At 65.2% G+C, this 11,815-nt stretch carries 11 protein-coding genes; 5 read left to right on the forward strand and 6 right to left on the reverse strand.

Features of this window, described 5'->3' with window-relative positions; translation table 11 throughout:
- Positions 1-99 precede the first annotated feature (99 nt).
- From ACFOOL_RS04770 to ACFOOL_RS04785, 4 genes are all read right to left on the reverse strand, one after another.
- Positions 100-588 carry a chemotaxis protein CheW gene (locus tag ACFOOL_RS04770; RefSeq protein ID WP_380095359.1) on the reverse strand — a complete coding sequence of 163 codons (489 nt, stop codon included), beginning with the start codon at positions 586-588 and terminating at the stop codon, positions 100-102.
- Positions 589-669: 81 nt separating this feature from the next.
- Positions 670-3,012, reverse strand: a complete 2,343-nt coding sequence (locus ACFOOL_RS04775; protein WP_380095361.1) for a chemotaxis protein CheA — start codon at positions 3,010-3,012, stop codon at positions 670-672.
- Positions 3,013-3,050: 38 nt separating this feature from the next.
- A complete protein-coding gene (locus ACFOOL_RS04780; RefSeq protein WP_380095363.1) occupies positions 3,051-3,416 on the reverse strand; it encodes a response regulator in 366 nt (121 codons plus the stop codon).
- Complete coding sequence (locus ACFOOL_RS04785; RefSeq protein ID WP_380095364.1) at positions 3,413-3,703, reverse strand: STAS domain-containing protein; 291 nt, start codon at positions 3,701-3,703, stop codon at positions 3,413-3,415. The genes ACFOOL_RS04780 and ACFOOL_RS04785 overlap by 4 nt, the downstream gene beginning before the upstream one ends.
- A 189-nt stretch (positions 3,704-3,892) precedes the next feature.
- Between ACFOOL_RS04785 and ACFOOL_RS04790 the strand changes: the two genes are divergently transcribed.
- Both ACFOOL_RS04790 and ACFOOL_RS04795 read left to right on the forward strand, forming a co-directional pair.
- Positions 3,893-5,209, forward strand: a complete 1,317-nt coding sequence (locus ACFOOL_RS04790) for an NAD(P)H-dependent oxidoreductase (protein WP_380095366.1) — start codon at positions 3,893-3,895, stop codon at positions 5,207-5,209.
- A gap of 82 nt (positions 5,210-5,291) precedes the next feature.
- Positions 5,292-6,098, forward strand: coding sequence for a siderophore-interacting protein (locus tag ACFOOL_RS04795; protein WP_380095368.1), 807 nt, complete (start codon positions 5,292-5,294; stop codon positions 6,096-6,098).
- A gap of 37 nt (positions 6,099-6,135) precedes the next feature.
- Here ACFOOL_RS04795 and ACFOOL_RS04800 read toward each other — a convergent pair whose 3' ends face one another.
- Positions 6,136-7,020: a carbohydrate kinase family protein gene (locus ACFOOL_RS04800; RefSeq protein WP_380095369.1), complete on the reverse strand. Its 885-nt coding sequence runs from the start codon at positions 7,018-7,020 to the stop codon at positions 6,136-6,138.
- Complete coding sequence (locus ACFOOL_RS04805) at positions 7,017-7,952, reverse strand: pseudouridine-5'-phosphate glycosidase (RefSeq protein ID WP_380095370.1); 936 nt, start codon at positions 7,950-7,952, stop codon at positions 7,017-7,019. The genes ACFOOL_RS04800 and ACFOOL_RS04805 overlap by 4 nt, the downstream gene beginning before the upstream one ends.
- A gap of 445 nt (positions 7,953-8,397) precedes the next feature.
- Between ACFOOL_RS04805 and ACFOOL_RS04810 the strand changes: the two genes are divergently transcribed.
- The 3 genes from ACFOOL_RS04810 (at position 8,398) to ACFOOL_RS04820 (ending at position 11,815) form a co-directional block, all read left to right on the forward strand.
- Positions 8,398-9,492: a polyamine ABC transporter substrate-binding protein gene (locus ACFOOL_RS04810; RefSeq protein ID WP_380095372.1), complete on the forward strand. Its 1,095-nt coding sequence runs from the start codon at positions 8,398-8,400 to the stop codon at positions 9,490-9,492.
- A gap of 48 nt (positions 9,493-9,540) precedes the next feature.
- Complete coding sequence (locus ACFOOL_RS04815; protein ID WP_380095374.1) at positions 9,541-10,692, forward strand: ABC transporter ATP-binding protein; 1,152 nt, start codon at positions 9,541-9,543, stop codon at positions 10,690-10,692.
- Between the two features lie 166 nt (positions 10,693-10,858).
- On the forward strand, positions 10,859-11,815 hold the full coding sequence (locus ACFOOL_RS04820) for an ABC transporter permease subunit (RefSeq protein ID WP_380095376.1): 957 nt from the start codon (positions 10,859-10,861) through the stop codon (positions 11,813-11,815).

Raw genomic sequence — 11,815 nt, forward strand, 5'->3', positions numbered from 1 at the left:
GCATCGGTCTATTGCAAGCCCCGATGCCGCATCCCGCCCGTCGCAATGAAAAAGGGCGTCCGAGGCGCCCTTCAAATCCAGACCCGCCGATACTCCGGCTCAGCCATCCATCCTCGCTCCGGTGACCACGGCGTGCAGGTCGATCAGCCCCACCATGCGGTTATCGTGGGTGACGATGCCGTTGAGCAGTTCGGTGTCGATGGAATTGCCTTCGGGCACATTGTGGATATCGTCGCGATTGACGGTGAGGATATCGGAAACCGCATCCACCAGGATGCCGACCCACTTGTCACCCACGCTCATCACCACCACGACATGGTTCTTGGTGGGCGAGGTCTGGCCGTCGCCGAAGCGGGCCCGCAGATCGAAGATCGGCACGATGGTGCCGCGCAGATTGATGACGCCGCGCACGAATTCGCGGGTATTGGGCAAGGGAGTGGCGCCGTTCCAGGCGCGGATTTCGCGCACCGTGGTGATTTCCACGCCATAGGTCTGCTCGCCGATGGAGAAGGCGATTAGCTGTAAAGTGTTCTGGCCGGCCGCAGCCGTGTTGTCGCTCAAATCATCGCGAAGGCTCAGCGCTTCCATCGATCCCGCCTTTCTGCCGCCCCTTCCGGGCGCTCCACCCATATTAGGACGCCAATCGACGCCAATTGATTAACGCCGACGCTAGGCCGCGCTCTGGTGCAGATGCGTGGTGCGCAGGCCCTGCACGTCCACGATCAGCGCCACATTGCCGTCGCCCAGAATGGTGCCGCCGGCAATGCCCTCGACGCGCTCGAAATTCTCCTCGAGCGATTTGATCACCACCTGCTGCTGTCCGATGATGTCGTCCACCACCAGGGCTACCTTCTGATTGCCCTCGGTTTCGCATAGCACCACGAATTGATCGTCCGGCGCGGTGCGGGCAGGGAGGCCGAAGCGCCGGCCCAGATCGATCACCTGCACATATTCGCCGCGCACCTGCAGCACCCGGCCGCCCGAGGGCACGCGCTCGAAATTGGCGCGGCTGCACTGCATGGTCTCGACGATGGAGGAGAGCGGCACGACATAGGGCCCGCCCCCGACCTTGACCAGCATGACGTCGAGCACCGCCAGGGTCAGCGGCAGCCTCAGCGTCATGCGCGTGCCCCTTCCGGGCCAGGAGCGCACATGCACCGAGCCGCCGATCTTCTTGATGTTGGAGAGCACCACGTCCATGCCGACGCCGCGCCCGGAAATGTCGCTCACCGCTTCGGCGGTAGAAAAGCCCGGCGCGAAGATCAACTGGTCGATCTGCTCGTCGCTGGGAGTGATGTCGGGTGCCACGATCCCCTTGTCGCGGGCCAGTTGCAGCACCTTCTCACGGTTGATACCGGCTCCGTCATCCTCGACCACGATGAGGATATTGCCCCCCGCCTGCTCGGCGGAAAGCCGGATCGTGCCGGTTTCGCCCTTGCCGGCGCCAAGGCGGCTTTCCGGCGTCTCCACGCCATGATCGGCGGAATTGCGGATCATGTGGGTCAGCGGATCGGAAAGCTGCTCGATCACCGTCTTGTCGATCTCGGTATTCTCGCCGATGGTTTCGAGCCTGATCTTCTTGCCGGTCTTGGCGGCCAGTTCGCGCACCAGGCGCGGCATGCGCGAAAACACCGATTTGACCGGCTGGGCGCGGATGGCCATCACCGAATCCTGCAGGCCCCGCGTCGTCTGCGCCAGGACTTCCAGGCCCCTGACCAGTTCAGTGTAGCGGGCGCGCAGCGTTTCATCCATCTGCTGGGTCAGCATGGATTGCGTGATGACCAGCTCTCCCACCATGTTCACGACGCGATCCACCTTGTCGAGGTCGACGCGGATCGACTGTACGCTGACGGCGCTCCTGCCGCCTTCCTCGCTGTCGCTTCCGGTCCCGGCCGGCATCCGGAGTCTTGATGCCACCGGCGGTGCCGCCTCCGGTCCGGAGGGTTTGGAGGCTGCCTCGCGCGCGATTTCGGCGGCGAGGGCCGCAAACCCTTCCCCCGGATCCGGCTCGAGCCGGTCGAGATCGCCAGGAGGGGCAGGGAGCGGCTCGGGCGCGAAACCGGCCATGGCATTGGCCTGCTGGGCCACTTCCTCCTCGGTCAGGGCCAGAAGGCTCGATAGATCGGGTTCGCCCGGAAGCGCTTCCGCAGCGTTGACGGACACGTCCTCCGGGGCGGCAGTCTCGGCCATCGGCGCAGCGCCGGCGCGGGCGATCGCGATATCGCAATCCCCGTCCACAAATTCGAAGACCTCGCGGATCGCCGCCTCTGTAAGCCCCGGCGCCGTCAGGGTGATCTCCCAGGAGCAATAGACCGCAAAGGGTTCGAAATCGGCCAGAGGCGGCACATCGCCCAGCACGACGCGCACCTCTGTCTCGCCCAGAGCCGCCAGTTCGCGGAACAGCAGCAGCGGATCGTTGGCACGCGCGTAGAGCGCGCGGTGCGGCGTGAAACGGATTTCCCACTGGTTTTCGGCCGCGGTCATGGGCGGCGCCTCGAACACGTCTTCCACCGGCGCCTCGCCATTGGCCGGCCGCGCCCCGAGATCGACCATGACGGGCGTGAACTCGATATCGAAATCCTCGAAATCGTCCCCATCGCTGCCTTCCTGCGCGGCGGTGAGGGACCCGCCGCTGGCAATGGCGTCGAACCGCGCCTTTTCGTCGGCGCCGTAATCGGCCGGGAGATCGTTGCCCGACTGGGCCGCATTGACGTGATCGGCGACGATGTCATTGGCGCGAATGCACAGCGTCACCACCTCGTCGGTGAGTTCCACCCGCCCGTCGCGCACATAGTCGAGCAGGGTCTCATAGGCATGGGCGAAACCCACCAGCCCGGAAAAGCCGAACGCGCCGGCGCCGCCCTTGATCGAGTGAATGGCGCGGAATACCGCGTTGAGCCGGTCGGCGTCCCGCTCGCCGGCCTCGATGGCGGCGAACTGCTCCTCCAGTTCGGTGAGCAGTTCCGAGCATTCGTCGAAATAGGTGGCCTTGAAGTCGTCCAGATCGCTCATCTGCGGCTCGTTCAACCCTTCTGGGCTTGGCGTCGATATCAATGCACGACGCGGTGGATCACCGAAATCAGCTTTTCCGGATCGAAAGGCTTGACGATCCAGCCGGTGCCGCCGGCGGCCTTGCCCTGGTCGCGCTTGTCCTGGCTGGTCTCGGTGGTGAGGATCAGGATCGGCAGGCTGTTATGCTGGCCGGTGGCACGCACGTTCTTGATGAACTCGATCCCGTCCATCACCGGCATGTTGATATCGGTGATCACGAGGTCGACCGGCTCGGCCTTGAGCATGTCCAGGCCCTGCTTGCCGTCCTCGGCCTGCAACACCTCGAAGCCGGCATTGGAGAGCGTATGGTGCAGCATGGCCAGGATCGTTCGCGAGTCGTCCACGGTGAGTATGCGCAGCGTCATTGTCTCATCATCCCCGAAAACCGGGCGGACAGGCCCAGCCGGCCGATCGCGGCGACCATGGCGGCGCTCGGCGCTTGAATGGCAAATTCGTACTGGTTCCGCCGGGCCGTCTCGGCGGCGCTCACCAGCAGCAGCAATGCATTGGTCGAGACCCGCTCGACGGCGGCCGCGTCCACGCTCACCGGTCCCTCTTCCAGCGCATCGATCAGCACATCCCGGACGCCGTCGATCGCATCGAGATCGATGACCGCCGGCAAGGCGACCGTCTGCGTGATGTGCTTGGCCATGGTCCTGACGTACCCCCGGAGTCGTCCCCGGGCGGCATAATCGTCCGGAACGGTTTAAGAAATGCTAACCCTTTGACCCCCGGCCCGCGGCGCGCCAGCCTTTCGAGAACGGATGCATATCGGGGGCAAGGCTTGCTCCCGCCCCGGCGCGGCGCTATCGCAGGCAGGCTTATCGTGATTGGACCCGCCATGCCCCGCAAAATCGCCCTGACCGGCCTCGCCCGTGACCTTGCCGCCCGCGCCGATGCGGGCCAGACCATTCGTGTCGGGGTGATCGGATCGGGCGAGATGGGCACCGACCTGGTCACCCAGATGAGCCTGATGAAGGGCATAGAGATGGCTGCCATCGCCACCCGCCGGCCCCATACCGCGCTCGACGCCATGACCATCGCCTATGGCGAAAATTCCATGGGAAGGGAGGTCGAGACGCCCGCCCAGGCCACCGCCGCCATCGAGGCGGGCAAGATCGCCATCACCTCGGCCGGAACCCTCGTCACCACCCCCAATATCGACGTCGTCATCGATGCCACCGGCAAGCCCGGCGTCGCCGCCGATTACGACCTGATGGCCATGGAGCACGGCAAACACCTGGTGATGATGAATGTCGAGGCCGACGTCACCATCGGCCCCTATCTCAAGGCACAGGCGGACAAGCTCGGCGTCGTCTATTCGGTCGGCGCCGGGGACGAGCCCTCCTCCTGCATGGAGCTGATCGAATTCGTCTCCGCCCTCGGGCTCGACATCGTCGCTGCCGGCAAGGGCAAGAACAATCCCCTCAAGCACGATGCGGTGCCCGATGAATATCGGGAGGAAGCGGCGCGCCGCAACATGAACCCGCGCATGCTGGTGGAATTCGTAGACGGCTCCAAGACCGCCGTGGAGATGACCGCCATCGCCAACGCCACCGGTCTCCTGCCCGACATTCCGGGCATGCACGGCCCCGCCACCAATCGCGAGGACATGGCCAGGGTACTCATCCCCCGGGAGGATGGCGGCATCCTCAATTCCTCGGGCGTGGTCGATTTCACCATCGGCAAGGGCGTGGCGCCCGGCGTCTTCGTCATCGCCAAAGCCGAGCATCCGCGCATCATCGAGCGCATGGACGACCTGCATATCGGCCAGGGACCCTATTACGCCTTCTTCCGGCCCTATCACCTGACCAGCCTGGAAGTGCCGCTGACCTGCGCCCGCATTATGCTCTATGGCAGGCCGGACATGGTGCCCCTGCCCACCCCGGTCGCCGAAGTCTGCGCCGTCGCCAAACGCGACCTCTCGCCCGGCGAGGCGCTCGATGCCATCGGCGAGACCTGCTATCGTTCCTTCGCCATGACCGTGGCCGACGCCCGCGAAAAAGGGGCGGTTCCGGTTGGCCTGCTCGAGGGCGGCAAGGTAACCGCACCGGTCAGAAAAGGCGAGTTGCTCACCCGCGCCAATGCCCTTCCCGATACCACCACCCGCCTTTACGCGTTGCGCGAGGCGCAGGACCGGATGCTGCATCTGACGTGACCGGGAACGGAGAGCCGTGGTCCGGACTTGCCAAGCAGGCCGCCAGGACGCAATTCCTGACCAACCAATTCAGGATTTTACCATGAACGAAATCATCGATCCCCGCGCCCCCCGACGCGTCCGCCACGAGACGCGATTGCGGCTGCTGACAGTCGCCGCCGTCACCGACATCACGCCGCTGATGCGCCGTGTCCGGCTCGAGGGGGATCTGTCCGGCTTCGCCTCGCCGGGACACGCCGACCACATCAAGGCCTTCTTCTTCCCTCCCGGCACGACGCCCGAACTGCCGCCCATAGGCCCCAACGGCGTCCAGTTCGCCCCCGGCGAACGTCCCGAGATGCGCGATTACACGCCGCGCTATTGGAGCGTCGAGGAGGGCTGGATCGATCTCGACTTCGTATTGCACGGCGATGGACCGGCCGCCGGCTGGGCCGCCGCCGCCGCGCCGGGCCAGAACCTGGTGATCGGGGGGCCGCGCGGCTCGGTCGTGGTGCCCATGGCCTATGACTGGTATCTGCTGGTGGGCGACGAAACCGCCCTGCCCGCCATCGGCCGCCGCATCGAGGAACTGCCGCGGGGCGCCCGGGTCCTGGCTTTCATCGAGGTCGAGAATGCGGCGGAAGAACAGGCCTTCGACACCGAGGCCGATCTCAGCCTCACCTATGTCCACCGCAATGGCGCGCCTGCCGGCACCACCACCCTGCTCCAGGACGCCGTCGCCGCCGCAACCCTGCCGGCGGGCGAAGCCTATGGCTATATCGCCGGGGAAGTGAACATGGCCCGCGCGGTGCGCGCCCATCTCACCGAAAGCCGCGGCTTCCACCCTGAATGGGTGAAAGCCGCCGGCTATTGGCATCTCGGCATCGCCGACGCCCAAGAGGACCACTGACCCCGGCTGGCGGAGGCCCCGGCGCTTCCGTCCGCGTTCAGCGCGGCTGCCCGCCCACGAACTGCACCGCCCGCGCCCCGCCCTCGACCCCGGCGGCAAGGCAGGCTTCGTGGCCCTCGCCGCGCAACAGCGCCGCCACGAAGCCGGCGGCGAAGGCATCGCCCGCGCCGGTCGTGTCCACTGCCTCGACCAGCGGTGCGGACCGACTGTGCACGATGCCGTCCCTGCCGCCCAGAACCGCACCGAACTGCCCGCGTTTGATCACCACATGAGTGAATTGCTGCCCGAGCTGGCGCATCTGCATGTCAAAATCGGCTTCCCCGGCCAACAGCTCGGCCTCGCCCTCATTGGCGAACAGCCAATCGGCCGAGGATACCCATTTCCGGAACAGCGCCGGCCCCACCTCCGCCAGAAATCCGATCGAGGCCGGATCGATGGCGATGGCGACGCCCCGCTCCCGCGCCGTGCCGAGCAGGCGCTGCACCGCCAGCCGCGGCCCGCGGACGAAAAAGCTGTAGCCCGAGACCATCAGCAGGCCGATCCCGTCCAGCAGACTGTCGGGCAGATCCTGGGGAGACAGGTTGAGATTGGCGCCTCGGTCGGTGAGGAAGCTGCGCTCGCCATTGGGATCGAGTATCGTCACCAGCACGCCCGAGGGCAGATCGGCATCGCCGGCCAGCACCGGGCTGACCCCCATGCTGCGAAAATAGGCCGCGTGAGCCTCGAGGTCGCCCGCGCCGACCCGGGCGGCGAAGGTGACGTCGGCTCCCGCCGCCCCCAGCCATACCGCCTGATTGGCGCCGGAGCCACCCGGGCGCTGGCGGATGGAGGCGCGCCGGTCCGACCCGGGCACGATCGGACCTTCGGGCCGAACGATGATGTCGGTCATCACATCGCCGACGACGAGGGCCCGAGCGCTCATGCGCGGCGGTCAGCCGACAGAGCGGACAGCGCCACCGCGATTTCGGCGGCGAGCCGCGCGTTGTTCTTGACCAGCGCGATGTTCGATTCCAGCGACTTGCCTTCGGTCAATTCGAAAATGCGCTGCAAGAGGAAGGGCGTCGTCGCCTTGCCCCCGATACCGCGCGCCCTGGCATCGTCCAGGGCCTCGGCGATCTTGGCCTCGATGGCATCGGTCTCCCAGGCATCGGCCTCGGGAATGGGATTGGCGATCAGAACACCCCCCATGCCGAGCTCGGCCTGGATGTCGAGCAGGCGCGCGACCGCCTCGGCATCGTCGAAACGGTGATCGACGCCATATTCGCTGGCCCGCGCCCAGAAGGCCGGAAACTTGTCGGTGCCGAAGCCCACGACCGGCACTCCGTTGGTTTCGAGCACTTCCAGAGTCTTGGCGATATCGAGGATTGACTTGGCCCCAGCGCAGACCACCGCCACCGGGGTCCGTCCCAGCTCTTCCAGGTCGGCCGAGATATCGAAGCTTTCCTCGGCGCCGCGATGAACCCCGCCGATCCCGCCCGTGGCGAAGATCCTGATGCCGGCCAGAGCCGCGATCTGCATGGTGGTGGCGACCGTCGTGCCGGCCATGACGCCGGTGGCGAGCAGTGCCGCAACGTCCCGACGGCTGGCCTTGGCCGCCTCATGCCCCTGCCGGGCCAGCCGCTCGAGATCCTCTCCCGACACGCCGACGCGCAGCCGGCCGTCCATCACCGCGATCGTCGCCGGCACGGCCCCATTGGCGCGCACCACCTCTTCCACTTCCCGCGCCATGGCCAGGTTCTGCGGGTAGGGCATGCCATGGGTGATGATGGTCGACTCCAGCGCCACCACCGGCCGGCCCGCAGCCAGCGCTGCCTCGACGTCATTCGAAACCGAAAGATAGGCCTTTGCGTTCATGCTCGTGCAGCTCCGCGAAAATACGCCAATACCGCCCGGGGCGGCTTTTCAGCCTCGCTTGTGCGCCGCTGCAACACCCCGGTCAAGCCCTACAAAATCTGCCCCGCCATGCCTTGTCGCCTCGGCAGTTTGGCAGTAATTTGCGCTCACTGATGAGGGAAAGGGCACTTCGCTGACCAGGTCCATTGTTGAGGGCGCCCGTTTCGCGCCTCGATACGCTCCCGGCTCCGGGCAGATAGCAGCGTTTTTCCCGGGCACGCAGCCGCGTGCTCTGCCGGCCGATCCCCATATCTCCCGTCCAGTCATTCCGGGCCCTCAAAGATGAGGGGCCGGCGCTGAGCCGCGGCTCGTTCCGCGAGGGGCGCAGTTCATTTCGCGCCGAACCGGCCGTCCGCAAGACGCCAAAATGCCTCCACCATGGTCCCCGATAGGAGATTCAAGACCAATGAAAACCTCGCTCGCCATCGCCCTTGGCGCCCTTCTGGCCGCCGCCGCTCCGGCCTTCGCCCAGGAAGAGCCGGTCCTCAACGTCTACAACTGGTCTGACTATATTGCCGAGGATACCATCGCCAATTTCGAGGCAGCGACCGGTATTAAGGTCAATTACGACGTCTATGACAGCAACGAGATCGTCGATGCCAAGCTGCTGGCCGGCAATTCGGGCTATGACATCGTCGTGCCCTCGGGCGCCTTCGTCGAGCGCCAGATCAAGTTCGGCCTCATCGCCCCGCTCGACAAGTCCAAGCTGACCAATCTGGACAATCTCGATCCCACCGTCATGCAGGCGGCGACACGGCACGATCCGGACAATGCCCATGCCGTGCCCTATATGATCAACACCATCGGCATCGGCTTCAACGCCGCCAAGGTCAGGGCAGCGCTGGGCGAAGACGCCGACCTCGATAGCTGGGACCTGCTGTTCAAGCCCGAAGTGGTGGAAAAACTCGCTTCCTGCGGTGTCACCCTGCTCGACAGCCCTTCGGAAGTGGTCGGCATCGCCCTGCACTATCTGGGCCTCGATCCCAATTCCGAGGCGCCCGAAGACCTCGCCAAGGCCGAGGAACTGCTCAACTCGGTCAAGCCCTACATCCGCTACTACCATTCCTCGCAATATATCGACGATCTGGGCAATGGCGAGATCTGCCTGTCGCTGGGCTATTCCGGTGACGTCTTCATCGCCGCGGACGCTGCGGAAGCCGCCGGCCAGGGCGTGGAGATCGAATATATCATTCCCAAGGAAGGCGCGGCGACCCTGTTCGATTTCCTCGCCATCCCGGCCGATGCCCCGCACAAGGACAACGCCCACAAGTTCATCGACTATATCCTCGAGCCCGAGGTGGTGGCGGCGATCACCAATTACGTCTATTACGCCAACCCCAACCTGAAGGCGACGGAGTTCGTGGACGAGGAGGTCAGGTCCAATCCGGGCATCTACCCGCCCGCCGACGTGCTGGCCAAGGCCTTCGTGATGGCGGCCCATTCGCCCGAATATGAAGAAATCCTGACCCGCACCTGGACCCGTATCAAGACCGGCCAGTAACACCAGAGGGGGCGGCGCAGCCGCCCCTCAACCTATGCAGAGTCCGCCATGGCCAAGAAGCCGCAACTCGCCATCGACACCAGACCCTGGCGCGATCCGGCCAGCTACAAGCCCTTCGTGCGCATCAAGAACGTCTCGAAGAAATTCGGCGACGTCTCGGCGGTGCACGAGGTCTCGCTCGATATCTATAAATCCGAACTGTTCTGCCTTCTGGGCGGGTCGGGGTCGGGCAAATCCACCCTGTTGCGCATGCTGGCGGGTTTTGAGACACCCAGTTCGGGCACGATCGAGATCGACGGCCAGGACATGACCGACGTGCCGCCCTATAACCGGCCCGTCAACATGATGTTCCAGTCCTATGCGCTGTTTCCGCATATGAGCGTCGAGCAGAACATCGCCTATGGCCTCAAGCGCGACCATCTGCCGCGCGCCGAGATCAGCGATCGCGTCGACGAGCTGCTGGCGCTGGTCAAGCTCCAGGACTATGGCAGGCGCAAGCCCCATCAGCTCTCGGGCGGACAGCGCCAGCGCGTGGCCCTGGCAAGGGCCCTCGCCAAGCGCCCCAAATTGCTGCTGCTCGACGAGCCGCTGGGCGCGCTCGACAAGAAGCTGCGCGAGGAAACCCAGTTCGAGCTGGTCAAGATCCAGGAGCAGCTCGGCGTCACCTTCATCGTCGTCACCCACGACCAGGAGGAGGCCATGACGCTGGCGACCCGTATCGGCGTCATGAACCAGGGCGAGATCGCCATGATCGGCGAGCCCGCCGACATCTATGAATTTCCTAACTCCCGCTTCGTTGCCGGCTTCATCGGCTCGGTCAACATGGTGGAAGGCATCGTCACCGAGGACGAACCCGACCATGTCCGCATCCGATCCGCCGAGCTGGGCGGCGACATCTATGTCGGGCACGGCGTCGATTGCGCCCCCGACCAGATCCTGTGGTGGGCCATTCGCCCCGAGAAAATGGTGCTCAGCCGCGAAAGGCCGGAAAGTCCCTACAACGCCAATATCGTTAAGGGCATCGTCGAGGAAATCGCCTATCTGGGCGACATTTCGGTCTATCAGGTGGCGCTCGAAAGCGGCAAGCGCATCCGCGTCAGCCAGACCAATTCAGCGCGGGGCAATCCCGACGCCATCACCTGGGACGAAAAAGTCTATGTGACCTGGCAGGACAATGCCGGCTCGGTGCTGACGGTATGAGGGGGGCGGCGACCCCTTCATCCGGCGCTGCGCGCCACCTTCTCTCCGAGAGGGAGAAGAATGGCATCGCCCCCGCCTCTATTGCTCTCCCCATCGCCGAGAGAGTGGATCGGCCGCGGGCCGGGACGGGCGAGGCGGACGGCTTCAAGATATGCGGACAAGCCTCATGACCACGACCCACGAGCCCACCATTCCCCCGCCCCGGCGCCTGCGGCCCTGGAATGCCGTGGAGCGGGGCCTAGCCCGAGTGGGCATTTCCGGCCGGGTACTGGTGCTAATCGCGCCGGTATCGTGGCTGCTGGTGTTCTTTCTGGTGCCGCTGGCCGTGGTCTTCGGCATCTCGCTCGCCACCAAGCAGTTCGGCCGCCCGCCCTATTCGCCGCTCCTCACCACCACCGAGGAAGGCACGGTGCAGCTCACCCTGCACCTGTCCAACTATATCCGCCTGTTCACCGACAATCTCTATATCGCGGCCTATCTGTCCTCGATCCGCATCGCCTTCATCGCCACCGTCATCACGCTGCTGGTGGGCTATCCCATGGCCTATGCCATTGCCCGGGCGCCGGAGAAATGGCGCAACGTCCTGCTGATGCTGGTGGTGCTGCCCTTCTTCACCTCCTTCCTGCTGCGCGTCTATGCGCTGTCCGGCTTCATGCGGGGCAATGGCGTCATCAACCAGTTTCTCGGGCTTTTCGGCATCGAGCCGCTGGTGATGATGCAGACCGATTTCGCCGTCTATGTCGGCATCGTCTACACCTACCTCCCCTTCATGATCCTGCCGCTCTACACGACGCTGGTGAAGCTGGACGTCTCGCTGTTCGAGGCAGCGGCGGATCTGGGGGCCAAGCCGCTGCGAACCTTCCTTTCGGTCACCCTGCCGCTCTCCCTGCCGGGCATCGTCGCCGGCTCCATGCTGGTCTTCATCCCCGCCATCGGCGAATTCGTCATCCCCTCGCTGCTGGGAGGTCCGGAAACCCTGATGATCGGCCGGGTGCTCTGGGACGAGTTCTTCAGCGCCGCCAACTGGCCCCGTGCCGCTTCGGTCGCCGTGGCCATGCTGGTCGTGGTGGTCGTGCCCATCATGCTGCTGCAGAAGGCGCAGGGCGCCGTGGTGGAGAAATAA

This window comes from Devosia honganensis, assembly GCF_042648785.1.
Classification (GTDB): domain Bacteria; phylum Pseudomonadota; class Alphaproteobacteria; order Rhizobiales; family Devosiaceae; genus Devosia; species Devosia honganensis.